This is a genomic window from Oceanobacillus limi, assembly GCF_900111445.1.
Lineage (GTDB): Bacteria > Bacillota > Bacilli > Bacillales > Amphibacillaceae > Ornithinibacillus > Ornithinibacillus limi.
Map to the genome: position 1 here is coordinate 174,312 of NZ_FOHE01000003.1, position 24,403 is coordinate 198,714.

Below are 24,403 nucleotides of genomic sequence, written 5' to 3' on the forward strand. Positions count from 1 at the left end.
GTGAGTGTAGAAGCAATTACAATTACATTAGTTATTATAACGTTTGCCATCTATACAGGAATCGGCTGGTGGTCACGCGTACGGGATACATCGAATTTTTATGTCGCAGGGCAAAATGTGCCAACGGTTGCGAATGGTGCGGCGATTGCTGCTGACTGGATGTCTGCTGCCTCATTTATTTCGATGGCAGGTCTAGTTGCCTTCTTGGGATATGATGGAACGATTTATTTAATGGGGTGGACTGGTGGTTATGTACTATTAGCTCTGTTATTAGCACCATATTTACGTAAATTTGGAAAATTTACCGTACCTGATTTTATTGGGGATCGCTTTTATTCAAGTAATGCCCGTGCTGTTGCCGCTATTGCCACGATATTTATCTCTCTAACGTATATATCTGGGCAAATGCGCGGGGTAGGAATTGTCTTTAGCCGTTATTTGCAGGTTGATATTATTGTTGGTGTCTTAATTGGAATGGCTATTGTCGGTTTCTTTGCATTACTAGGTGGAATGAAGGGTGTTACATGGACACAAGCCATTCAGTATTTTGTTATTATCATTGCTTTTCTAATTCCTGCATTTGCGATCTCCTATCAGTTAACCGGAAATCCAGTTCCACAGCTGGCACTTACTGGTAGTGATATTGTCGATCGGCTTGGTCAAATTCAAGTGGATCTCGGTATGACGGAATATATGGCACCATTTACAGACCTATCTTTGTTAAATGTCTTTATGATTACGTTGGCCTTAATGGCAGGAACAGCAGGCTTGCCACATGTTATCGTCCGTTTTTACACGGTGAAAAGTGTTCGTGCGGCGAGATGGTCTGCAGTTTGGGCAATTGTGTTTATTGCATTGCTTTATTTAACAGCTCCAGCAGTCGGGGCTTTTGCAAAATATAACCTCATTGATAGCATTGCCAATAAGCCAATTGAAGAAGTAGAAAACATTAGTTGGGTGGAAAAATGGGAAACGACCGGTTTACTCCAATTTGATGATAAAAATGGAGATGGAATGGTTAACTTTACTGGCGGCGAGGATAACGAGGTTGTTATTGATGGAGATATTATCGTTCTTTCCACACCAGAAGTGGCGAATCTAGCACCATTTATTATTGCTTTAGTAGCTGCTGGGGGATTAGCAGCTGCACTTTCCACAGCTTCTGGCTTATTAATCACCATGACAAGTGCCGTATCGCATGATATCTACTATCGGATTTTTAATAAAGAAGCTTCGGAGAAACAACGGCTACGAGTTGGCCGAATTACCTTGCTTGTTGCTTTGTTAATTGCTGCCTATGTTGGTATTAACCCTCCAGGCTTCGCTGGTGAAGTGGTTGCTTTGGCGTTTGGATTAGGTGCCGCAAGTTTATTCCCGGTAATCTTACTCGGTATTTTTGATAAACGGATGAATAAAGAGGGGGCCATTGCTGGTATCTTAACTGGTCTAATCTTCACGCTAGCGATGATTGGTATGATTCTATCACAATCCATCTTTGGTACGGATGAGGCAATCATTGATAGCTTCTTCGGTATTAATGCCCAAGGGGTTGGGGTTGTAGGTATGGTGTTAAACTTTATCGTTAGCTTCATCGTATCCCGTAATACCGCAGCACCACCAGTTGAAATTCAGCAGTTAATTGAGGAAGTCAGGGCACCAGAAGTGGACGATGATAGTGAGATTGCTGCTGGAAAAGAAGAATAATAGCTACTAGAATGGAACGTTACGTCTTAAGGGAGTAGAAGCATGAGTAGTAGTATAAGGGCATGCGCCAGAAAGTTTGGCTTGGCGTATGCCACGTTTTTAGAAGGAAAGGGGGCAAAAACATGATATGGACCATTCTTTTAGCTAGTTCGGTTGCTTTATTTTACATTTTTCATCCGTGGGTGAATTTGAAAACCTTCCAGAAGGTAATTGGTATTACGCTGTTTTTGGAGTTATTTTATCTTGTTGGGCATTATTTGATGAGTTGGCCGTTTCCGACACCGATTGTACTGGGGCAATTATTTGTTGTTTCCGGCTTAGGAGTAGCGTTGGGAATATTTTTTTCACGACTTTGGCCACTACCAACTCATAAAGGATTTGAACGTATTTTTCGCACGTTTTTGATCGTGGTACCATCCTTGGGATTAGGAATGGGGCTTCAAGTTCTCCTACAAGGAGCTCAAGCAACCCAAGCTATTTATTTAATCTTTGCACTTGCGGCTTGGATCGGCTCGGGTCATTTTGTTCGGGAGGATACGGAAGTAAATAGAGAGGTAGGTGCTGAAGCTCAGGTAAGTGGGGGATAGTAAGAAAACGAGCTCATATTTTTATTTAACTATTTATCTATTACTTATTTTATTGTAAACTATTATTCAGATATTCAATATGTATTGTATATGAATAAATTTTGAATTGAATCAGAAAAAGGCAAACCTATCGAAAGGTAGCGACGCAAAGCTTTAGGGGCTAAAAATCTACGGATCCTGCCAGCCAGCTACCGGTTTTTTGGAGAGACTAATCGGCTTCGGTTAGTCTTTTTTATTTACCCTATAGATTGCTGACAGTACCCCACTGCTTGAAAGTTCACTTTTATATTACATATTGTTCATCTCATTACATCTAGGAGGATTCATAAATGTTAAATTTAAATGAAAAGGATGCTGTTTTATCCGAGATTAATCATTATAAAAAAGTGGTGGATAAGTATACCGCTCTGAGTAACCAGCTTACTCGTTTTTATAAAAAACCTATGGCAGGGTTTTCGATTCAACTACGAGTGTTTATTATTGGTATTTTATTTCTTTCGATGTTAGGTGGTTTATCAGCAGGTGCGGGTGATGACATAGGAACCATATTTCTACTTATAGTAGGGTTATTTTTACTCTTTTTTGTTTGGCCTTCTGTTGCCGTTCGAAATAAAGTAAGCAAAAATCAACATACGATTAATCAGTTGAAAGCGGAAATGAAGGAAATCGAAGAACGTATTCATCCTGAATACATACCTCTTGTTTATATCAACAGGAGTGCTTTATTAAAGTTAGAAGAGTATTTCGTTAATAAAAGAGCTGATACACTAAAAGAAGCGTTGAATCTTTTTGAACAGGAAAAACAATTGTCTGCGCAAATGAATCAGTTGAATGAAATTAAACAGATTCAAGAACAGACCTATCAGAGAACAAATGAAGCAGTAGTACTAGGTTGGGCTAACATGTTTAGAAGGTAACTCCCAAGGGGGTTATCTTTTTCACTTTAGAGAATGATAGTTGCTTTAAGAGAAATTTTAGCGAGGAGAGAAATTGGCCGATGAGAAGGAATCGTATTATACCGTTTATGGTTATCATGGCAACTCTATTAATTAGTAGCGCATGTTCAACCGAATCAAGTAATGGTAAATTGCAAGAGGATGAAAATAGTATAGAAAATGAAGCTACAAATGTTTCTACTTCTGATAAATCCGATCAGAGCCAAAAGGATGTTGTGGACACGGAGGTTAAACAAACCGTTCTAGCAAATCATAGTGGTAATATTAATGCTGGTGGTAAATATATTATTTTCGATGAGTGGGTATATTTTGCGAACATACTAGATGAAGAGCATCTATATAAGATGAGGCAGGATGGTACGAAGGCGGAAAAACTAACCGATCACCCTGTTAAAAATCTTCATATTTTTGGAGAATGGTTGTATTATGTACAAGTTGATCATTCAGATGGGCAGCCATTTCACCAATCGTTGAATAAGGTCAAAATGGATGGTAGTGATGAAACGATAGTTTTGGATGAGCCAGTTGGCGCCGTTTATGGAACGGATGAAGACTTGCTATTTATTAAAGATGACTATGTGCACAGACTTCAGGTTGAAAACGGTAAAGTAACCAAGCTTCCTTATGCTGCATTACAAATGGTTGCATCGGATGATCTTGTTGTGTACTACAATCATCAAGGCTACTTTTTAGGAGATCTTCAAGGTTCAGAGGCAGAACCGTTATTTACAGAGAACTATGGTGAATTTATTTTGGATGGCACGTATCTTTTTTATACAGTGATGGATGGTGATTCTGGTTTACATCGCTATTCTCTAGAGGATAGGGAAGAAGTTACTATCGTATCGGAAAAGGTAGATTATTTTAATGTAAACAATGGTCAGGTTTATTACTCTTCGGCGCAGTCTGAGGTTGAAAGAAAAATCTATAGTGTTGATATAGATGGTGAACAGAAGGAAGTTTTAAATACAGTGCTTCATTCCATCCATTTGACTGATGAATATGTTATAGGGGATTATTTTCGTCAAGGATATGGGGGATATATTTTTGTGAATATGGAAACGGGTGAAGTGGAAGAGGTAACTCCAGAAGAGTAGGGAAAGTGCTTGATAAATTTCCTTTATCGCAGCTGGTAATATGTGATCATGAAGATATTACTATTAAAATGGAAAGATGAAAAACCGTACTCCTGAACGCAGGGTGCGGTTTTTGTAATGGAAAAATTGGTGTATTTATTAGGTGTTACAGTTACTCCTTGTTCTTGATAGCTACATCTAAACGCGAGTGTTGAGCTATTGCCCTAACATCGTTAAATGGAGAACATATTTCTTTCGTCCGTATCCATGAAAATTATAGTATATAAGAACCATGTTACTGATTTTTTCCTTGGTTATTATGGCTCATGACATAATAACCCTACTATAATAGTATGTACGTTGACAATTAAATAAGGAGAGATGAAATGGTTAAAAAAATCAATGTTAATTTTCTTGTGTTGTTCTTATTATTATTGATTGTAGCATGTTCTACAGAAGATAATTCAACAACAGAAGAAAATGATGAATCCAATGGTCAAGCAGAAGAACAGTCAGAAGGTGGCGAAGAGGGGGAAGAAGATACCGTAGAACCTAAGATGCTATTTACATATGACCTATTTGAGGATAGTAGATTTGAGTTTAGAAGTATAAATAGCTCAAGTGATGGTAAAACAGTAACTTTTTCTACGCTAGAAGAAGGTGGAGAAAAAAAGGAAAATGAACGGTTTGTCATTTATGGCGATAAAGAAGCGGTAAATTTAAAGGACATTTCTACCGGGGATCCAGACGATTTAGTGGATCGTATGTGTACACGGATGCACCTGTCTCCTAATGGGAAATTTGTAACGTTTAGTTGTGCGTTGGATGAGAAGTGGTTTGTCGTTTATGATTTAGAAGAGGAAAAAATTGTTCACCATGCAGAAGAACTGGAAGATCCAAGGATAGATATTATTGGAATAACTGATAATATGGAGGCACTTGTAGCTAATACGGATGGCAACTTCTTTGGTATATACAATTTGGAAACCGGGCAAAGGAAGGAATTTGATTTATTTGATTTCCCTAATTTGGAAGATGAGCCATATCTTAGCTTTAGTTGGATTGCTCCAGCAGATAACGGGAATAAGTTTTTTATGCACAATTCATTTCGTTTGTATGTTCTAGATACACAAACAGAAGAAATACAAAAAATTGCTGATGTAACACCATATGAAGAGCGGTTTAAGGATGAAACGGAAGGAATAATATTGAGTAATATGAAGGTTTCACCGAATGGGAATTATGTATTTTACCGCTTAGATGATGAAACGTCTAAAGAAGAGATTTACCAAAGTCATAATTTTGTAAAACTAGAAGGTGGAGAGAAGAATAGCTACCACTTTCCTAATCATGTTGCATTAGGTACGATAGATAATAATGGGAACATGGTATTAGCGGAAGAGAAAGAGATATATGCATACCAATTTGATCAGGATAAATTTTTTCACATTCACCACTCCGAAACGAGCGTATACTTAGACGAATTAACACTTTCCGCTGATGGTTCACACCTGTTTTATACTGATAGAATAGATCTTTCCGAGGAACAAGAAGCATATTCGTTGTTTCAGTTGCCGCTTTCAGATTTAGGAGGATATGAAGAAGTTGAGTTTAATGGAACAAAAGAGGAATAGGTAAGCTTAATTGTTGTATTGTTATTTGTCATACAAAAACCGCACCCAGCATTTGAAGGTGCGGTTTTTTGAGTGTGGGTTTATTTTGGATACATCCACGTTCAATTATATTGTGCTTGGGACGTTTGTTTAATTACTGGATCCACTCATCAACTAGATCCTGATTATCTTCAACCCATTTTTCAGCGCCATCAATAGCCTCTTTGCCTTCATCTTCTGCTTCTTTTACATAGCTCATTAAATCACCAATGGCTTCATCGCCCATTTTCCAGTTTTTCACCCATTCGCTTACTTCTGGATAGTCATCACTAAACCCAAGGCGTGTTGCGTGGTGAATTTTTTCAACTTCACCAAACATTTTCTGTGGATCTTCTAAGTATTTTAGATCCATGGAAGAAAAGACGCGGTGAGGATTCCACAATGGAACAATAATTGGCTCCTCTTTATCAATGGCTTTTTCTAATTCCTCAAGCATTGCTGGCTCAGAACTTGGAAGTAGTTCGTAATCTAGATCGTACTCCTCGATCACATCTTGCACGACTAGCATCGTACCAGCACCTGGGTCAAAGCCAGTAATTTGCCCATCTAATTCTTCTTTATGGTCATTTAAGTCTTCAATAGAGTTGATTTCTTCCATAAAACTAGGAACAACTAACCCAACTTTTGCATTGTCATACCATGTTTCTTCGGAAAAATTAATTTTATCTTCATACTGTTGTACATATTCGGCATCCTGAACAGGTAGCCAAATTTCCACATTAATGTCGAGTTCGTCATTTGCTAATGCTTCCATTTGTGTTCCCATCTCAAGTAAATGGAATTCTACATCGTAACCTTGTTCTTCTAAGATTACTTTCCACATATTGGTCACAGCTATATTTTCCGCCCAACTGATTTGTCCCATATCAATGGTTGGTTTGTCTGAACCTTCATTGCTTTCATTACTGTCACTTGAGGTATCTTCTGTATCTCCACATGCACTTAAAACCAGTGCCGAAATAATTGCTAATAATAAGACTTTAATCCCTTTATGATTAAACATATTGTATGCATCTCTCCCTAACGGTTGTTTATTTTTCTGTATCCTTTGGTAAGAATTTATAAATTTCTTCGGTACGAATACTATCCACTAATTTTTCTACCCAGCGATAATATACTTTGGATTGATTAATTAATTCGTAATGACTTTTTGCTTCATCTCGAAGCTCTGTTGAAATGGATTCATCTTCAAAAATTTCTCGTAGCATTTTTTCTGCCTCGTGGATAGCCTCCATATTCATTTTTACCTCTCGCTCCCACATTTGACAGAAATAAGACATAAATGAATGAAAAAAATCCTTTTCAGCGGTGTACGTATGCTTCCTTGTTCCGCGCTGGAATTTTTTCTTTACCATTTCAATTTGTTGGAGTGTGCGGACGTTTGTACTCATACTTGGTTTACTCATTCCAAGCTCTTCCCGCATTTCATCTAAATTCATTTGGTCTTTAAAATACATCGTGCCATATATTTTACCGGCTGCAGGTGTTACGCCGTATAAATCCATTGTTTCTGAAATGGCTAAAATAACTTGATCTTTTGCTTCCTCAAGCTTCTCCCTTGCCCTCTCATCGTGTTGGTTTTCCAATAGAATACCCTCCATCAACAAACTGTTCATTTAATTAAATTTTTTCTTAACATATTTAATACTAAAGGATAAAAAAATAATGTCAAATTAAAAAGAATCATGAAGGGGTTTACAATATTGTTTTAATAGGAAGGAGAAGTATTTAGAATAGGAGGTCTTTTCTTCAATAACATAGAGTTCACCTTTTTCCTTTGACAAACCGTTAAATAATCTATATTATTAAATTCGTTCAGAACGTTAAATTTTTTCTTAACAAACTATAAGCCGAGGAGGGATTATTTTGGATACAAAAAAACAATTCATTAATGGTGAATGGGTGCTTGCCCTCTCCGAACAAACAAGAGAAATCATTAACCCATTTAACCAAGAAGTCGTTGCAATAGCTGCAGAAGGTAATGAAGAAGATGCTAAATTAGCAATTAAAGCGGCAAGAGATGCATTTGACCGAGGAGAATGGTCTCAGACCTCTGCAACAGAGCGTGGAAGAATTGTTCATAAAATAGCTGATTTAATCGAAAGAGATAAAGAAGAACTGGCGGAAATAGAGTCCCTTGATACTGGTAAAACAGTAGAAGAAAGTAGAGGGGATATGGATGATATTGCAGGTGTCTTCCGCTATTACGCTGAGATTGCGGATAAAGATGGTGGAGAAATTATAGATTCTCCGATTCCTAATTCCATTAGTAAAGTCGTGAAAGAGCCTGTCGGTGTTTGTGGGCAAATTACACCATGGAATTACCCGTTGTTACAAGCTTCTTGGAAGTTAGCTCCGGCATTAGTTACAGGGAACACGTTGGTAATGAAGCCTAGTGAAATTACGCCACTAACGACGGTGAAGGTATTTGAATTAATGGAAGAAGCGGGTGTGCCAAACGGTGTTGCCAACTTAGTGCTTGGAGCCGGTAATTCCGTAGGGCAAGAGCTATCAACCAATACAGATGTAGACCTTATTTCGTTTACCGGTGGAATTCAAACGGGTAAGAGAATCATGCAAGCTGCTAGTGTTAATGTGAAAAAACTAGCACTTGAACTCGGCGGTAAAAATCCGAATGTTGTATTTGCTGATGCAGATTTTGATACTGCAGTGGACCAAGCGTTGAATGCAGTGTTTTTCCATGCAGGGCAAATTTGTTCGGCTGGAACGCGTTTAATTGTCGAGGAATCCATCCATGATGAATTTGTTGATGCGTTAGTGAAACGTGTGGAAAACATTCGATTAGGAAGTGGCTTTGACGAGAAAACACAAATGGGGCCGTTAATTTCTGAGGAGCATTTAAATAAAGTTGTTCAATATGTTGAGGATGGGAAAAAAGAAGGCGTAACCGTTGCGACTGGTGGTCGTCGTCCAGAATCACCTGAGCTACAGGATGGTTTCTTCTATTTACCTACTGTCTTAACGAATTGCACAACAGATATGGATGTCGTCCAGAATGAAGGATTTGGTCCTGTTATTACAGTTGAGAAATTTACATCCGAAGAAGAAGCTATGAAACTAGCGAATGATTCGATTTATGGTTTAGCAGGTGGCGTGTGGACAAAAGATATTGCCAAAGCGGAGCGCTGTGTTGCAAAAATGCGCATGGGTACCGTTTGGATTAATGAATTCAATGTATACTTCCCACATGCACCATGGGGCGGATTCAAACAATCCGGTATTGGCCGCGAACTAGGAAAATCCGGACTAGAAGAATACCAAGAAACAAAACATATCCTCCACAACCTAGACCCACAAGCCCTAAACTGGTTCTAAAGACCTAAGGTGCCAGGCACTTAGGTGCCTGGCACCAAATAAAAAGACCAGATTTTGACTCCGATATTGGAGCAGAATCTGGTCTTTTTATTTGGTGCGATCATTATATGCGATCAAGGTTAGTCTATCATTCTATTTTATTTGTTCAATTGGCTTTGGTTTCACAGGTCCCATTCCACGAGGGATTTCTCTTTTTTCGCTTGTTTTTGATTCCAAAGACGCTGCGATATACTCAACAGCAATGTTTGGATCCACTTTACTCCCGCAAGTATATACATCAATACTTGCATAGCCGTGCTCGGGAAAGCTATGAACGGTTAAATGGGATTCGGAAATAATAACGACTCCACTGATCCCGTGTGGAGCGAATGGGTGGAACACGACCTCTCGCACCTCTGCACCGGCCTTCAATGCAGCCTCCACAAATAGCTGCTTCATTTTTTCCATATCATTTAAAATATCGACATTACAATCCCATAATTCAGCTATGATTTGTCTCCCCAAAATTTCCATTTACGAAACCCCTTGAAATAAATATCATCCTGTTTAAATATAGTATATAGAGGAGTATAAACCGTTTTATAGGTTTTTGCAATCTTCCTGGACAGAGGGAAAGGTGCTTCTTCTAACCCTAAAACCGCTCGGAGTAGGACTTGATTACAATCGCAAGTAGTCTAATTTGCGGATTGCTGTAGAGACGGTGAGCCGATCCTCGGTGTCAAGCTTGAAATGACTGGGACGATGAACCTGTCCCTCTGTCCCACGGGTCCGGTGATACCTGGGACAACAAACCTGTCCCCCTGTCCCACCCTTGTCCCGCTGGGGAAAAATTTTTGAAACCTTTTATTTTTGTATTACGTACTAGGTAATGTAGATCATATTTCAGATTTGTGAGGTGAGATTGTGGGGTTGTTTTCTAAGATCTTTTCTAAAAATAAACAGAGTGAACCAGCACCGAAGGAACGTACGGTTTTATCGATTAAGGTCGGGGATATTGTAACGTACGATTTAGTTGATTATGAAGTGGTGGGAAAAATCACCTATCGTGATGGAAATTTTGAATGGTATGGCTACCAGTTGTTAGAAGGAAATGATACAATTTGGTTATCAGCTGAAATGGATGATGAGTTAGAGCTTGGTATGTATAAAAAAGTTCAGCTACCCGTATCGAAGCCATTTCCAAAAGAACTTACCTATGAGAATAAAACCTATTACTTTAATGAGTCTGGTACAGCCAGGGTGATAGGGGAGGGAAGAAGCGCGAATTTACAAGGTTCTCAAGTAGAATATGCCGATTATGCAGATGCAGATGAGGCCAATTTTATCAGCTTGGAAGCATGGGGAACTGAAGTGGAGGCTAGTGTTGGATATCCTATCGAAGCCTATGAGCTAAAAATTATGGCAGGGTCAAGGTAATTTAACCGTAGCAAGAACCCCGCTGTGAAAAATAAAAAGCATGTAAGTAAAAAAGAATAATAAAATGGATATAGGAGGAAGTAAATTATGTTTAAATTTTTTAAGAGAGTATCAACGGTAGTAAGCTCTGAGTTAAATTCGATGTTAGACAAAGCGGAAGATCCAGTAAAAATGCTAGATCAGTATATGCGTGATATGGCTGAAGACATTCGTGAGGTAGAGGCAGCTGTTGCCAAACAAATAGCAAATGAAAAAATGCTAAAACGCAAAGCAGATGATGCCAATGCTATGGTAGAAAAAAGACAAAAGCAGGCAGAGCAGGCGATTGAAGCTGGAAATGATGATTTAGCTCGCCGTGCCTTACAGGATAAGAAAGAACACGAAGGAACTGCAACAACGTTGAACGAGTCATGGGAGCGAGCGAAAAATGATTCGGAACAGTTAAGAACAAAGCTAGACGAAATGAAAAAAGAATATCAAGAAATGAAATTGAAGAAGGATTCACTAAAAGCACGTGCTGAATCCGCAAAAACAAGAACGAAAATTAATCGCACGATGTCATCCATTGGAAATGACGAGTCGAAGCAAGGCTTTAGCCGTATGGAGGAAAAAGTTCTGCAGTTTGAAGCAGAAGCTGAAACCAGTGACGATATGTCACAGCAAAGTCGCACATTAGATGATGAATTTGAAGAATTAAGCAAAAACGATGGTGTTGATGATGAATTAGCAGCACTGAAGGAAAAAATGAATAAACAGTAAGTTGGCAGCGAAGGAGTAGTTCCGATGAGCTGCTCCTTCTGTTGTTGGAGGGGGATTGACTTGTGTAAAAAATCGATGTTACTAATAGGGCTATTATTACTGCTAATTCTTTTAGGTGCATGTTCTTCTAGGGGGATGCAAGATGGCGGGTCTATCAGATCTGAGGATATTCCAGAGGAGCCACCAAAGAGTGAAATTACAGAAACAATCAACCACTCTTCAAATTATGAGGTTGATGATGTGATTGAAGCTAATTTTCCCAGAATGGTTACGGTAGAGGGAGATTCTAGTAATGCAGAAGTTTATGCTACCAAGCAATTCAAGCTTTCTGAGCTTAGTTCTGTCATAACTACTGCCATCAAACCAGAGGAAATTAGTGACGTAAAGGATAACCAGCAAATTTTAATCTATCCAGAGCATTTTGTAACTTTACGTGAAAGTGACGAAGACCAGGATGTAGTAATGATTGAAGTTGCAAGTGATGAATTTGTTCGACGAAATTATTCTCCTAACTTTTTAAGTACATACTTTTCACTTCGACTTCTAGAAAATATGTTAGGTGTAGATAACTGGGGTAGCCGACAATCACGAGGAAGTTACACAGGCATGGGAGGATTAGGAGACTCTTCAAGCCGTGGGAACACGACATTTCGAGGTGGAGGCCCTGGAACAGGCAAATAAAGGGAAGGTGTTAAAATGGAACCATTTATTTCAACATTTGTGTATTTTGTAATAGCTGTAGTGATTGTTTTAATTGGATTAATCATTTTTGAAAATTTAACGCGAAAATATAAGGATATGGAAGAGGTTAAAAATGGAAATACAGCCATCGCCTTATCCATCGTTGGAAAGATAATTGGAATTTGTGTAATTTTATCCTTTGCAATCTATAACAGTGCGGTGATTTATGAAACGATTATTTGGGGAGCATATGGTGTCGTTTTACAAATGATTGCTTATTGGCTATTTGACTTATTCACAAGAAATTTTTCCGTAGAAGAGCAATTATTGAAAAATAATGTTGCAGTAGGAATAATATCAATGGGTGTATCGATTGGATTAGGATTTGTAATTGGTGCATCAATTACGTAAAAAAGACTACGGCCAGGCATTTGCTTGGCCGTCTGTTATTCTCGCAAGGTTTGATGGTGGAGTGGATGAAAGTTGAATGAAGCAGCAATTAGACAAAGTAAAATTATTTATTGGTCATCAGGAATTGTCTCCATTTGTGGGATTATTTTCGAAGTTTTATTTGGGGCATTAGGTTCGTACATATTGGGTGATGGCGTCAAACAGTATACGCTAACTATTTCGCTATTCCTAACGGGTATGGGAATTGGAGCTAGTTTAAGCGAAAAGTTCATGAAAAATTTAATCATAACTTTTGTGTGGATTGAATTCGGTGTAGCGATTATCGGTGGATTCTCTAGTTTTACCATGTTTGGTATGACCGCTTTTGCACCTTCTGGAACCGATGCATTATTTTTATACTTTATTACATTAGTCGTTGGGGCGTTAACAGGGGTGGAACTGCCAATCCTAATTCGTAAGGCAAATGAAATCGGCGTTACCTTAAACAAAAGTACTGCCCGTGTACTATTTTCCGATTATGCTGGTGGTTTAATCGGTGGATTATTATTCGTCTTTTTATTCCGGCCATATTTCGGCATGGTGAAAACAGCCTTTTTAGTTGGTTGTATTAATCTAACGGTTGCCTTAATCGTTCTTTGGTTATTCCGTAAAGAAATAAAACGATTTATGGTGCATGCTGGGATTGGAATAACGATTGGGTTGGTACTACTTATTGGATTGTTTTTTGGGGAGGAAATGGCATTTAGCTTTGAACAAAAGCTATATCAGGACCCAATTATTCATATGGAAGATAGTAGTTACCAAAAAATCACCATAACCCAGGATAACGATGATGTCAGGCTTTTTCTCGACGGCTCGTTACAATTTAGTACGACGGATGAGCATCGATATCATGAAGTGCTTGTCCATCCAGCCATGGCACATGCAGAAAATCCAGAGAATGTTTTAATTCTTGGTGGTGGCGATGGGATTGCAGCAAAGGAAGTCCTAAAGTATGATGAAGTCGAGCATATAACGCTCATTGATTTGGATCCGGCAGTTGTTGAGTTAGCCAATTCAAATCCGTTACTACTGGAGGCGAATGAAGGAGCTTTAACGAATGAAAAAGTTCATGTGGAGAATAGGGACGCTTTTCAATATTTAGAGGATACAAACGAATGGTTCGATGTTATCCTTGTTGATTTACCAGATCCAAATAACGAAAGCTTAAACAAGCTGTATACAACCGAATTTTACTCTCTGGTTCGTAATCATTTGAAGCCAGGGGGAGCGGTGATGATCCAAGCAACTAGTCCTGTATTTGCAAGAGAGGTGTATTGGACCATTTCCGAAACGGTTGCAGCAACCGATATGTTTATCGAAAATCTCCACGTCGACGTTCCAAGCTTTGGAAATTGGGGCTTTGTTATGGCCAGTCGCGAGGCGATTGATTTGGAGGATCTGGATATAACTGTTCCAACAGAGTTCTTATCAACAGATATGCTTCCTTCACTAGCATCGTTTGGGAAAGATGAGAATAGGGACATGAAGGCGGTTGAATGGAAACCAAATACCTTAATCGACCCGCATTTGATTCAAATTTATGAGCGAGCTTGGGAGAATTATTAGTGGGCTAAGTTGACAGTGCATGTAGTTGATGGAGCACCGCTGGATGTTGAACGAGGGAGTTGTCCCTTGCACTCCCGAAAGTGGTGCATCTGTGTGAACGATGGATGTCGACTTTTCCCAATTACTCTCAAATCAAAAATATAAATATCACTACATACAAAAAGCCAGACCTACGAACGGTCTGGCTTTTAATCTATCATTTTGCTAGGGGGAGGATAGTACTTATTATTGTCCAACTTTTTCAGTTTTATTCACTTTTTTTGTTAACGTAAAAAATGCAATGCATCCAATAAGGGAAGTACTAAATAAAATGGTTCCCATCGGTACTGCGGATGCTTCGTTTAATCCAACAAGTGGAGACACAATCGATCCGATTACTAATGGGAGCATCCCTAATACAGCACTTGCACTCCCGGCGCGATGTCCTTGCTTTTCCATTGCCAATGAAAAGGAGCTTGTTAGGATCATCCCCATCGACGTCATGTAAATAAAAATTGGGATAACAATGAGGACTAATGGTCCTTCGATAATGGTCATGATTAGAAGGAAGGAAGTTGCACTTACTGCAATAATAACCGCCGTTCGTAGCAAGCTTTTCTCATGGATGATTCCACCTAACCTCCCGATCGTAAAGCTCCCCGTAATAATGGCTAGACCATTTATCCCAAACAACACACTAAAAACTTGCGGTGATACATCGTAAATCCCTTGGTACACAAACGGGGTTCCCGATACATACGCAAAGCTTCCCCCGTGGACAAAGCCGACAACCAATGCATATCCAATAAAGGATCGATCTGTCCATAGGCTGCCGATCGTACGAATCGATTGGCCAACCGAACTGGGGATGCGCTTTTCTGGAGCCAATGTTTCGGGTAATTTTACAGTAATTGTGAGTACAATAATTACCCCAAGTATACTTAGAAAATAAAAAATCGTATGCCAGCTAGCAAATGGTAGCAGAAGAATTGCTCCACCCGTCATTGGGGCAATCATTGGTGCCGTGGCATTAATTACCATTAGCAGAGCAAAGAATTTCGTGAGCTCTCTTCCACTAAACACATCCCGAACAACAGCTCGGGATAAAACAATCCCTGCTGAAGCCGTAAATCCTTGTAAAAATCGTGCAGCAACCAATATCGTAATATTTGGGGCTAGTGCACATAGTAATGATGACACTGCAAATAAGGAAATCGAGATGAGCAATGGTTTTCTGCGTCCATGAGAATCACTAATCGGACCGATGATTAGCTGACCTACCGCTAATCCGATGAGACAAGCTGTTAAACTCAACTGTACAAGGGAGGCGGTCGCTTCTAGATCCCCAGCGATCTCTGGAAAGCTTGGTAAATACATATCAATATTCAATGGACCTAATATGCCAAGCATACTAAGTAAAAATGCTAAGCCTATTCGCTCTTTTCCTGTTGGATTATGTAACATGACAATCGTACACCTTTCTATCGAACTAGTAATTATACATAAGTTGAATCTAGTTTTTTATCCTCGCTGATTGGTAGATGGTAGATGAACGAATCGGTAACTTACGATCCTAATCTTCCATCGAAAACTCGAATTGTTGACGTGAGGATATTCCTACCAAATCTCCATCCGGAATAAATAAAATAAGTATACGGCAGTAAGCGCAAACATGTCTACCTCCAAGACTTAAGTCGGTGCCAGGCACCTGTCATTTTTTTTGGGTAAATTTGAAAAAACTCTGAATTAATTGTATAGTTAATAATTGCCGCTGTCTTCGGGAGCTACTTGAAATGTGAGATTTATCGTATTCTAGAATGCTCCATATTAAACAAACTGAATTACTGGTAGGAGGTTTTTATGGAAAAAAGAAAAAGAGAGGCAACATTTTTCGAATCAATTATATCATTTTTATTTATGGTATTCTTTGTTTTTGTTGGATATCTGATTTTTGGACTTCGGGTAGAGCTAATGATGATTGCTGCTGCTGCAACGGCTGGAATATTAGCATGGCGAATTGGGTATACCTGGAGTGACTTGGAAAAGGCAATTACCAACCGTATTATTAGTGCCACCCCGGCAATTTTGATCATTTGGGTTATTGGTATCGTGATTGCGACATTTATTTTTAGTGGATCGATCCCGATGCTAATCTATTATGGATTGCAGTTAGTAAATCCACAGTATCTCCTTGTTTCCGCATTTGTTATGTGTATCATCTTTTCAACTGTAACTGGTACTTCATGGGGTTCTGCAGGAACAGTAGGTGTGGCGTTTATGAGTATTGCGGCGGGACTTGATGTTCCACTTCATATTACAGCCGCAGCCGTTATTTCAGGGGCAATTTTTGGTGATAAGATGTCACCTCTTTCAGAAACTACGAATCTATCTGCTGCTACGTCAGGGGTTATTTTGTACGATCATATTAAATCCATGATGTGGACGACTGTCCCAGCTGCAGTGATTACGTTCTTTTTCTTCTTAATTGTTGGAAATAGTTTAGCCGTGAATGGGGAAGCAGGGACAATTGACGGTCTTAGCATGGTAACGGAATTGGAAGCTATTTTTTCATGGAGTCCATTGCTGTTAATTCCGCTTGTAGTTATCCTTTTTGGTGCGATCACGAAAAAACCACCGGTACCCACGATGCTAGTTGGTTGCTTGACGGCAGTTTTGCTTGGGGTATTCTACCAAGGGTTTTCTTTGCAGGATGGAATGGAAGCAGCCTTCAGTGGGTTTGATGCAAGTATGATTCCAGGTATCGAGGTAGCGAGTCTATCGGATGACATTCATACGTTGCTAAACCGTGGTGGAATTATGTCCATGGTGAGTGTTGTGATCATTATTTACTGTGGTTATGCGTACACAGCGATCATTAGTAAGGCAGGGTTTTTAGAAACTGCCCTTCGCCCATTATACAAGCGCGTGAAAAAGCGTGGTCCAGTAATGATTACGACGTTGTTTACAGAGTTTATCATTCTTGTTCTATCCGGTACGTCGTATACCGTAGCAATTTTAATTCCGGAAATGTTTAAAAAGCCATTCTTACGAGCAAAAATGCCAGCTCGCACGTTATCGCGTACGATTGAGGATGTTGGAACGATGATGGCGCCATTAATTCCTTGGGGTACATCGGGGGCGTTTTACATTAGTACGCTCGGCGTATCGATCTATGGTGCTGGAGGATATGCGGGGTGGACGATCATGTCCTTCCTTCCAGCAGTTGTTGCGATTATATTGGCATTTGCAGGAATTGGTATTTATAAGATGAGCAAAGAAGAGTCAGAAGAAGCACTTCGTGAATTGGAAGCGAAGCAGTCGGCATAAGAAATCGTAGTGGACGGGGGAAACCTCGTCCTATTTTTGCAGGTGGGGAAAGGTAGCTCTCATAGAAGGTTGCAGCATCCCGAATATAGTATGGAAGTTTATTCATTGTAAAACCAAAGATGAACATTTACATTTAAAAGGAAATCATTTTTTTAAAAAGGAATTTTGCTTATGTATGTACGTCTATTTTCTTGGGCAGCTGTAATTCTCTGGATGCTCTTAATTTTTTGCTTTTCCCATCAAGCTGGTTCAGATTCAAGCAATGTCAGTCAAGGTGTTACAGAAATTTTCCTAAAAACATTACAGTTGATAAACCCTAACGTGGACATAGAAATAGAAGATCTCACCTTCTTTATTCGTAAAGGTGCACATTTCACGGTTTACTTTGTTTTAGGATTCCTTGTGATGAATGCCTTGAGAAGAAGTAGTGTGGAGAGTAGAAAAGCAATGGCATTAGCTTTTGCAATCAGTGTACTTTATGCCATTTCCGATGAAACCCACCAACTATTTATCCCAGGTAGATCAGGAGAAATACGAGATGTAGGAATCGATAGTACCGGCGCCATCGTTGGAATCCTCGCTTACCTAACTGTCCAACACCGATGGAGACGAAGGAGTGGGACATGGGGTCGTGGACCGTGGGGACAGGAACCTCGTCCCAAATAACGGGAGAGGTGGTCCATGGGGAGAAGTGGTCCATGGGGACAGGAACCTCGTCCCAAATAGATCGGTAATTCTCGCCCCCGTCACGCCGCATAAACACAGCTCGGTTGAAATAATAATAAAAAGCACTTCCAGCGGCTAAACCGTCGGAAGTGCTTTTCCTATTACTTTTCATTCGTATATATTTTGCGAGATATAAATGTTTGCACGAGTAAGAATAATCCTCCTACTGTCCAATACAGTGGTAATGCTGCTGGAGCTGTTAAAGAGAATATCCCGATCATAACTGGTGAAATGATACCCATAATTGCCATTTGCTGCTTCATTTTTGGATCCATGTTCATTTGTGAAACCTTAAATTGAGCAAAGTAAATGATAACAGCGATGATGGTAAGTGGGATATCAGATTGGCCGAGATCAAACCATAGAAAACTGTGTGTACCAATTTCAGGTGTTTGACGAATGGCATAATAAAAACCGATTAGAATGGGCAACTGAATAATCATTGGTAAGCATCCCGCCAGTGAAGCAAGTGGGTTCATATTATGCTTTTGATAAAGCTGCATCATTTCTTGCTGCATTTTCGTTCTCGATTCTGCATCCGTTTTTCCATCATATTTTTCTTTCAGAGTATCCATGTCCGGCTTCATGACATTCATCTTTTCTTTCATTTGTATACTGCTTTTCATTTGTTTTAGAAAGAAAGGCATTAATAATAGGCGGATCACCAATGTAATGATGATGATGGATAAGCCGTAGTTGTCATTAAAAATGCCAGCAATGCTTTTGATAAGCTCGGAAAAGGGATACACGAAATAATGGGTAAAAAACCCTTCAGAATTCGCATCAACGGTACCAGTTGCACTTTGGCACCCTGTTAAAATAAGTAGGCAAAGCACCCCTAAAATGACGCTATATTTTTTAACGAAAGTGAATACAGATTTTTTTGTTGTTTCCATTGTTGTCCTCCTCGTAATTTGTTCATATGATTAAACGAGAAGGACGGTGCGTCAGTATCATCATCTGGTGCTTCAATGCGTTTCGTTTTGGTTGTGATCCAGTTGCGCATCTCGAGAACTCGAGGAATGATCTTCATCTCAGGTAGCAACTGAATTTGTACGTCATGCCATTTTCGAATGTAAAAATGATTTTCAAGTACGTTGTGTTTGACACCAATGTAAATCCGGTTCAAATAAAATACGGAAATAATGGCACTCAAATATAAGTAAAACGGAGAAAATTCATTCAGCATTTCATGGAGCAATTCTAAAAGCATCTGTATTCACCTCCTTTTGAGTTATCTATTTCTTCTACGTATCTATCGTATGATAGGTTTCACAATTTAGCAAGAAAGATTATATGGAAGAAATGGAAGGTGCAGTTGTGTTATGGTTGAATGATAGAAAATTGAAAAGAAAGGATGTCATAGGATGCAATCATTACAAGGAAAAAAAGCGTTAATTACAGGCGGGAGTAGAGGAATTGGAAGAGCAACAGCATTGGAACTGGCAAAGGAAGGTGTAGAGCTTGGTCTAATCGCACGTTCGGAGGAGAGTTTTGCATCAATTCGTAAGGAGTTAAACGATTTGGATGCTAAGTTCGTAACGGCGGTAGCGGATGTTTCTAATGAATCTGCTGTCGAGCGAGCCGTTAAAGAAATAGAAAATGAGCTTGGATCACTTGATATTCTCATTAATAATGCTGGAGTAGGGGTTCGCGGATCTTTCTTAGACCTTGCCGTAGAGGAATGGAAGAAGGTATTGGATACCAACGTAATGGGGATTGTTCACGTTACGAAAGCGGTGTTGCCTGGTATGATTGAGAAAAATTGTGGAGACATTGTCAATATTTCCTCCATGTCGGGCTTGAAAGGAACAGAAGGATCAAGTGCGTATAGTGCCTCGAAATTTGCAGTCATTGGCTTAAGCGAATCATTGATGCAAGAGGTTCGTCGTAATAATATTCGCGTGAACGTTCTAACCCCGAGTCTTGTAGAAACAGACCTTACTAGAGGAAGGAATTCGGAACAAAGAGATCCGGAACGCTTTACCCAAGCTGAAGACCTAGCCGAATATATTGTCAGCCAACTAAAACTTGAACAACGCACCTTCATCAAAACCGCAGCAATATGGGCAACCAACCCATTTTAGTTAATGGGTACCCTTAAACGGTGCCATTAATGGTGCCAGGCACCTACCATTTTGTGTTGGATTTGGTGGGTTCAAGGCAATTAAGTTGGTGCCAGGCACCTACCGACCGGAGACGAGGGAGGGGACTGTCCTTCAAATTTGTTGGTGTCTTGTCGGTGCCTGGCACCTTAGTTATAGTGGCACCTTAGAAGCAGAATTCTTCACAGGTTATGGGTTCTTTTGTAAAATGGGGGTGTAGACATTAATACATTCTTATGGAAGGAAGGATCTTAATGGGCAAAAAAGTTGCAGTTCTTGTTACCAATATGGTGGAAGAAATCGAATTGACGGACCCGGCAAAGAACTATAAAGAAGCGGGACATTCCGTCGAGTTAATTGAACAAGAAGCAGGTAAAGAAATTACTGGTAAGAATGGAGATACATTTACAATTGATAAGGGAATCGGTGAGGTCAGTGCCGATGACTATGATGCACTGTTAGTACCTGGTGGATTTTCACCAGATTTATTACGTATTGATGATCGTAATGCAGACTTTGCACGCGCATTTATTGAAGCAAAAAAACCTGTATTTGCTATTTGCCACGGTCCTCAGTTTTTAATTGATACAGATTTACTAAAAGGTGTGAATGTAACAAGCTTTAAATCTGTTCGTAAAGACCTAATTAACGCCGGTGCGAATGTGAAAGACGAAGAAGTTGTTGTTGACCAAAATATCGTTACGAGTCGTACCCCGGACGATCTACCAGCATTCAACCGTGAAGCATTAAAATTACTTAATGGATAATAAAAAACGGTCAGATTTCATTTAGAAATCTGACCGTTTTATGTATGCATGGCAAAGGTGGGAGGGGACGGAGGGACAGGAACATCGTCCTAATAGGAACTGCGTTACGGAGGGACAGGAACATCGTCCCAATAGGAAACGTATCCTTAACTCGAACTTCCTTAAATAAGGAAAAAATATCTTCTAAATGCGAAATAGATATATAGGAAGGTTAGGGTTGGTGTTTCTGCAATTTATTGAAGTTGTTGTATGTAAAAAGTCAATTTCTCCTTGAAATACACTTAAAAATTCTTTTTTTGTCCAGCGGAGTAAGCTTGACGATAAATCGTCCAACGGCTATCTTAGCTTTAAATACAGTTTAATTACATAGAATACAAGAAACTGGAACGAGTAATCCCCGTCACGAGGAGGTGCGTAGTAGATGCCAAGGAAACCTAGAAGAAAGAGCCGCAATGGTATGTACCATATTATGTTGCGCGGAATTAATAGACAAACGATTTTTGAAGATGAGGAAGATAAAGGGAGGTTGTTGGAGACATTAATAAAGTATAAAACGATTAGTAGATATTCCATTTACAGTTATTGCTTTATGGATAATCATATTCATTTGTTGATGAGAGAAAATGGGGAGTCGCTTTCCAAGGTAATCCAACGAATTAGTGCAAGTTATGTATTTTGGTACAATGAGAAATATGAACGGACTGGACATTTATTTCAGGAAAGATATAAAAGTGAAAATGTAGAAACAACCGATTACTTTTTAACCGTACTTCGATATATCCACCAAAATCCAGTAAAGGCAGGTTTAGTAAGGAATGCATTTGAATGTAAGTGGACAAGTCTAGGAGAGTATATTCATGAACCCAATTTTATTGACATCGATTTAGGCCTCAATTTATTTTCCCCTGAAAGAGAAAAAGCTATCCAATTATTTGCTGATTTCATGATGACGACAAATGATGATGAATGTTTAGATGATCATTTAATAATAAAAATGACTGATGACAAACTTAGAAACCATTTAAACGAAATGGGAATAACGAACCATAGTGCATTACAAAAAATGGACAGAGAGAAAAGAGATAAGGTTATAAAGGAATTAAAAGAATTAAAGGGAGTTACACTTCGTCAGATATCAAGAATAACCGGAATATCAAAAAGTGTAATTCAAAGAGTACGATAAGTGCAGGACAAGCGTGGGACAGAGGGACAGGAACCGCGTACCAACCAACGACGTGGGACAGAGGGGCAGGAACCGCGTACCAGTTCGCTCTCTATACTATAACAATAATCGAGGCGTGGAACCTTTCCCTCTAACCCTTTCTTTACAAATAATTCATTTATAATTTATACCTACTTAATATAAATTAGCTATTCTATAACTAATGATATGTTATGCGCTAGTCACGCTAACATTGTGTATTGCCCCCTTTTTAATAATAGAAAAAACATCGTTTACCCTTTTGACTGGGTAAACGATGTTTTTATTTGATTCTAGTTTGGTAGTGGGCGGTGGGACAAGGAACCTGTCCCCCTGACCCACCCCTAACCCACCCACCCCAGGGACAACAAACCTGTCCCCCTGTCCCGCGCTACTCCACATCGTTGTATTTGAAGGCGTAGATGGCAAATTCGCACATGAAACGGTTTTGGGGTGTGGTAATATCATAGTTTAATAGGTTTTCGATTTTTTCTAAGCGATGATATAAGGTTTGGCGAACGATATAGAGCTCCTCGGCGGTTTGTTTTTTGGAGCATTGATTTTTTAAGTAAAGCTCCAAGGTGTTTAACAAATTTAACCTGTGATTGCGATCATATTCGATGATTGGCCCTATATAATCCCGAATAATTTCCTCTACTTCCATATTATTTTCCATGATTCCGAGCAACCGATTAATATGCAAATCTTGGTATAGAAGGATCTTCCCTTTTTGATGATTGTATGTTTTCATGGCAGTTTCATAGCTATGTGCAAGCTTACTGAAGTCTTTTACAAAAATACCAACGCTCATGAAATTTACGTCAACATTGGTTAGGCTTTTATTTTTGGTAGCACCTATTTCACGGGCTGCTTTTTTAAAACGATCCAGTACATCCTTTCGACCGCGCTGATTAATGATGAGCAAAATAAAGAAGTTTTGATGGAAATCTGGGGTTGCAAAAATTTGAAATCCATTTTGATTCATAATACTGCGTAAGGAAAGCATGATATAGCTTAGTGATTTTTTACTAAAGGCTTGTCCTCTTCTTGTGGAATCTAATGGAATAACTGCGACACTAATTTCATTTGGGTCTAACAGATGGTCTATTTTCTTTAATTGATTGAGAACCGTTTGGTGGTCTGGAGATTCATGTAAAATTTCTTTGATCCACTCATTCTCCTCTAGTTGTCTCGTTTCTTGGTGTTGGGAGGTTAATAGAAGGGATTGGCCAATAAATGTAGCACAACGAGTTAACGAAATAAATTCAAATTTAGTAGCAAATTGCTTTTCTTTCAAAAGGTAAATTGTTCCTACCTCTTGATTTAATGAAGAAACACCTGCAGAAATATATGGGTTGTCTGAGCGTTGAAGTTCTGATTCAACACGTTGTCTATCCCGGTCGCTCAATAGAGGAAAACTCCATACTTGTCCATTAACTTGCTTGAACACAACTTGCTCATGGAGTGTTTGATGCAATATTTTTAAAAAGTCTCCGATTTGTTTATTTTCCACAAAGGCAGCATTCAATTTAATAAAAAGTGTTTCTAGGTCGTTCCAAATCGTGTCTTCGAACTCTAGTAAAAAGCGGTGCAAATCTTGGGTGATGGTAACAAATTTTACTTCTTCATTAAATAATATAATCGGAAAGTTATGATCATCTGCCAGCTCGATAAAGCTAGACGGTAGGGAATTCAGTCCATCCTCCAGTTCAATACAAAGGGCAGCGACATTTTTATCGAGTAGCTGTTGTAAAAAGTACAGTGCTGTTTCCTCTGATTTATTCCATTCAATTCCAGTAGATAAGATCAGTTCCCCGCCATCTATTAGGCGGCTACAATCTACTTTTTCAATAACATGTACCCACTTAAATGAACGCGTAAGGGAATCTCTTCCGGAGAGAATCGTAATATCGGAAAACGAAGGTCTTTTGAGTGCTTCTTGAACGGTTATGCTTAACATGCATTTTCCTCCATTATTTTCTAATTTGTCTACTTGTCTTATTGAAAGCGCTTTTAGTTTAACACTTTGTCTAATGAATTTCAAAATTTCAGTCTATATAATAAATTGTAATAATTCAAAAGGAGGATCAA

23 protein-coding genes and 1 riboswitch are annotated in these 24,403 nt (G+C 39.1%); of the genes, 16 read left to right on the top strand and 7 right to left on the bottom strand.

Going from position 1 to position 24,403, the window contains the following annotated elements:
* The 5 genes from BMX40_RS05020 to BMX40_RS05040 all read left to right on the top strand — a co-directional run bounded on the left by BMX40_RS05020 (position 1) and on the right by BMX40_RS05040 (position 5,957).
* Positions 1 to 1,704: a sodium:solute symporter family protein gene (locus BMX40_RS05020; RefSeq protein ID WP_090867469.1), complete on the top strand. Its 1,704-nt coding sequence runs from the start codon at positions 1 to 3 to the stop codon at positions 1,702 to 1,704.
* A 122-nt stretch (positions 1,705 to 1,826) separates the two neighbouring features.
* Positions 1,827 to 2,291 (top strand): hypothetical protein, encoded by a 465-nt coding sequence (locus BMX40_RS05025; RefSeq protein WP_090867471.1) that lies wholly within the window; start codon positions 1,827 to 1,829, stop codon positions 2,289 to 2,291.
* A gap of 110 nt (positions 2,292 to 2,401) precedes the next feature.
* Positions 2,402 to 2,487, top strand: a riboswitch (cyclic di-GMP riboswitch).
* 133 nt (positions 2,488 to 2,620) lie between these two features.
* Complete coding sequence (locus BMX40_RS05030; RefSeq protein WP_090867473.1) at positions 2,621 to 3,208, top strand: hypothetical protein; 588 nt, start codon at positions 2,621 to 2,623, stop codon at positions 3,206 to 3,208.
* Positions 3,209 to 3,288: 80 nt separating this feature from the next.
* Complete coding sequence (locus BMX40_RS05035; RefSeq protein ID WP_090867475.1) at positions 3,289 to 4,344, top strand: DUF5050 domain-containing protein; 1,056 nt, start codon at positions 3,289 to 3,291, stop codon at positions 4,342 to 4,344.
* A 365-nt stretch (positions 4,345 to 4,709) separates the two neighbouring features.
* On the top strand, positions 4,710 to 5,957 hold the full coding sequence (locus tag BMX40_RS05040) for a hypothetical protein (RefSeq protein WP_090867477.1): 1,248 nt from the start codon (positions 4,710 to 4,712) through the stop codon (positions 5,955 to 5,957).
* Positions 5,958 to 6,090: 133 nt separating this feature from the next.
* Here BMX40_RS05040 and BMX40_RS05045 read toward each other — a convergent pair whose 3' ends face one another.
* Together BMX40_RS05045 and cudC are read right to left on the bottom strand one after the other, a co-directional pair.
* The gene (locus BMX40_RS05045; RefSeq protein ID WP_090867479.1) at positions 6,091 to 6,999 is read right to left on the bottom strand and encodes a glycine betaine ABC transporter substrate-binding protein; all 909 of its coding nucleotides are present in this window, start codon (positions 6,997 to 6,999) and stop codon (positions 6,091 to 6,093) included.
* Between the two features lie 28 nt (positions 7,000 to 7,027).
* Positions 7,028 to 7,582 carry a choline uptake/conversion transcriptional regulator CudC gene (gene cudC / locus BMX40_RS05050; protein WP_090867481.1) on the bottom strand — a complete coding sequence of 185 codons (555 nt, stop codon included), beginning with the start codon at positions 7,580 to 7,582 and terminating at the stop codon, positions 7,028 to 7,030.
* 280 nt (positions 7,583 to 7,862) lie between these two features.
* On the opposite strand from cudC, the gene betB reads away from it, so the two are divergent.
* Entirely contained in the window at positions 7,863 to 9,332 is a 1,470-nt protein-coding gene (betB, locus tag BMX40_RS05055; protein ID WP_090867482.1) for a betaine-aldehyde dehydrogenase, read from the top strand.
* Between the two features lie 132 nt (positions 9,333 to 9,464).
* Here betB and speD read toward each other — a convergent pair whose 3' ends face one another.
* The gene (gene speD / locus BMX40_RS05060; RefSeq protein ID WP_090867485.1) at positions 9,465 to 9,845 is read right to left on the bottom strand and encodes an adenosylmethionine decarboxylase; all 381 of its coding nucleotides are present in this window, start codon (positions 9,843 to 9,845) and stop codon (positions 9,465 to 9,467) included.
* A gap of 390 nt (positions 9,846 to 10,235) precedes the next feature.
* Between speD and BMX40_RS05065 the strand changes: the two genes are divergently transcribed.
* The 5 genes from BMX40_RS05065 (at position 10,236) to BMX40_RS05085 (ending at position 14,207) form a co-directional block, all read left to right on the top strand.
* Entirely contained in the window at positions 10,236 to 10,748 is a 513-nt protein-coding gene (locus BMX40_RS05065; protein WP_090867487.1) for a DUF4178 domain-containing protein, read from the top strand.
* Positions 10,749 to 10,835: 87 nt separating this feature from the next.
* Complete coding sequence (locus BMX40_RS05070) at positions 10,836 to 11,507, top strand: PspA/IM30 family protein (protein WP_090867489.1); 672 nt, start codon at positions 10,836 to 10,838, stop codon at positions 11,505 to 11,507.
* A 60-nt stretch (positions 11,508 to 11,567) separates the two neighbouring features.
* Complete coding sequence (locus BMX40_RS05075; RefSeq protein WP_090867491.1) at positions 11,568 to 12,188, top strand: DUF4247 domain-containing protein; 621 nt, start codon at positions 11,568 to 11,570, stop codon at positions 12,186 to 12,188.
* Positions 12,189 to 12,203: 15 nt separating this feature from the next.
* The gene (locus tag BMX40_RS05080) at positions 12,204 to 12,599 is read left to right on the top strand and encodes a DUF350 domain-containing protein (protein WP_090867493.1); all 396 of its coding nucleotides are present in this window, start codon (positions 12,204 to 12,206) and stop codon (positions 12,597 to 12,599) included.
* A gap of 72 nt (positions 12,600 to 12,671) precedes the next feature.
* On the top strand, positions 12,672 to 14,207 hold the full coding sequence (locus tag BMX40_RS05085) for a polyamine aminopropyltransferase (protein WP_090867495.1): 1,536 nt from the start codon (positions 12,672 to 12,674) through the stop codon (positions 14,205 to 14,207).
* Positions 14,208 to 14,432: 225 nt separating this feature from the next.
* On the opposite strand, the gene BMX40_RS05090 is transcribed toward BMX40_RS05085, so the two are convergent.
* Complete coding sequence (locus BMX40_RS05090) at positions 14,433 to 15,650, bottom strand: Bcr/CflA family efflux MFS transporter (RefSeq protein ID WP_090867497.1); 1,218 nt, start codon at positions 15,648 to 15,650, stop codon at positions 14,433 to 14,435.
* 396 nt (positions 15,651 to 16,046) lie between these two features.
* Between BMX40_RS05090 and nhaC the strand changes: the two genes are divergently transcribed.
* Together nhaC and BMX40_RS05100 are read left to right on the top strand one after the other, a co-directional pair.
* On the top strand, positions 16,047 to 17,513 hold the full coding sequence (gene nhaC, locus BMX40_RS05095; protein ID WP_090867499.1) for a Na+/H+ antiporter NhaC: 1,467 nt from the start codon (positions 16,047 to 16,049) through the stop codon (positions 17,511 to 17,513).
* A gap of 171 nt (positions 17,514 to 17,684) precedes the next feature.
* The gene (locus BMX40_RS05100) at positions 17,685 to 18,179 is read left to right on the top strand and encodes a VanZ family protein (protein WP_090867501.1); all 495 of its coding nucleotides are present in this window, start codon (positions 17,685 to 17,687) and stop codon (positions 18,177 to 18,179) included.
* Between the two features lie 161 nt (positions 18,180 to 18,340).
* Here the strand turns inward: BMX40_RS05100 and yidC are convergent, their stop codons facing one another.
* Together yidC and BMX40_RS05110 are read right to left on the bottom strand one after the other, a co-directional pair.
* The gene (gene yidC / locus BMX40_RS05105) at positions 18,341 to 19,135 is read right to left on the bottom strand and encodes a membrane protein insertase YidC (RefSeq protein ID WP_090867503.1); all 795 of its coding nucleotides are present in this window, start codon (positions 19,133 to 19,135) and stop codon (positions 18,341 to 18,343) included.
* The gene (locus tag BMX40_RS05110; protein ID WP_090867505.1) at positions 19,078 to 19,452 is read right to left on the bottom strand and encodes a hypothetical protein; all 375 of its coding nucleotides are present in this window, start codon (positions 19,450 to 19,452) and stop codon (positions 19,078 to 19,080) included. Before BMX40_RS05110 ends, yidC begins: the two co-directional genes overlap by 58 nt.
* Positions 19,453 to 19,606: 154 nt before the next feature.
* On the opposite strand from BMX40_RS05110, the gene BMX40_RS05115 reads away from it, so the two are divergent.
* From BMX40_RS05115 to BMX40_RS05125, 3 genes are all read left to right on the top strand, one after another.
* A complete protein-coding gene (locus BMX40_RS05115; RefSeq protein WP_090867507.1) occupies positions 19,607 to 20,326 on the top strand; it encodes a 3-ketoacyl-ACP reductase in 720 nt (239 codons plus the stop codon).
* Positions 20,327 to 20,598: 272 nt separating this feature from the next.
* On the top strand, positions 20,599 to 21,111 hold the full coding sequence (locus BMX40_RS05120; RefSeq protein WP_090867509.1) for a type 1 glutamine amidotransferase domain-containing protein: 513 nt from the start codon (positions 20,599 to 20,601) through the stop codon (positions 21,109 to 21,111).
* 421 nt (positions 21,112 to 21,532) lie between these two features.
* Positions 21,533 to 22,294 (top strand): transposase, encoded by a 762-nt coding sequence (locus BMX40_RS05125; RefSeq protein WP_090867510.1) that lies wholly within the window; start codon positions 21,533 to 21,535, stop codon positions 22,292 to 22,294.
* 409 nt (positions 22,295 to 22,703) lie between these two features.
* On the opposite strand, the gene BMX40_RS05130 is transcribed toward BMX40_RS05125, so the two are convergent.
* Positions 22,704 to 24,272, bottom strand: coding sequence for a PucR family transcriptional regulator (locus BMX40_RS05130; protein ID WP_090867512.1), 1,569 nt, complete (start codon positions 24,270 to 24,272; stop codon positions 22,704 to 22,706).
* Positions 24,273 to 24,403 lie beyond the last annotated feature (131 nt).